Origin of the sequence: Bradyrhizobium campsiandrae, assembly GCF_014529705.1 — a bacterium.
Taxonomy (GTDB): domain Bacteria; phylum Pseudomonadota; class Alphaproteobacteria; order Rhizobiales; family Xanthobacteraceae; genus Bradyrhizobium; species Bradyrhizobium campsiandrae.
Window position 1 is genome coordinate 1 of record NZ_JAANIH010000229.1, and the last position, 425, is coordinate 425.

General features: G+C 60.7%; 1 protein-coding gene. It reads right to left on the reverse strand.

All coding sequences use genetic code 11. The annotated features are described in order from the left end of the window. Nucleotides 1–397 (reverse strand): hypothetical protein (locus tag G8O24_RS47210; RefSeq protein WP_244646419.1); only part of this gene is annotated, 397 nt, incomplete at its 3' end. Nucleotides 398–425: the final 28 nt, after the last annotated feature.

Below are 425 nucleotides of genomic sequence, written 5' to 3' on the forward strand. Positions count from 1 at the left end.
GAATGGCAGCCTTGGCCTTTGCGCGTTGGAACTCAACTCCCTCAAGCTCCTTGAGGTTCTCGGGCTCAGCGTTGACGAGCTGGCCGATCTCTAGATCGGAGGCCTTGATGGGCTGGTAGGTGACGTCGTTGACCAGCCGCACACCTTCGGCCCAGATGGTCCGTTCGATCGTCGCGCGACGAGTTCCCGGTCCAGGCCTGGGACCCAGGTCAGCGAGGGTGACGATAGCCGGTACGGCCATGATGCCGATGGCGCCGCCGAGAGCTCCACCGATGAGTTTACGTCGAGAAAGTCCCGACTGTTCAGCGCCAATACGCCACTGTTTGGCGAACTCCTTACGATCAGCGGCATCGGAATTGACCGGATGCTGCTCCTGGATGATCTCTTCGTCACCCATGATCTGCTTGGCCCAGTGGATGCACGCG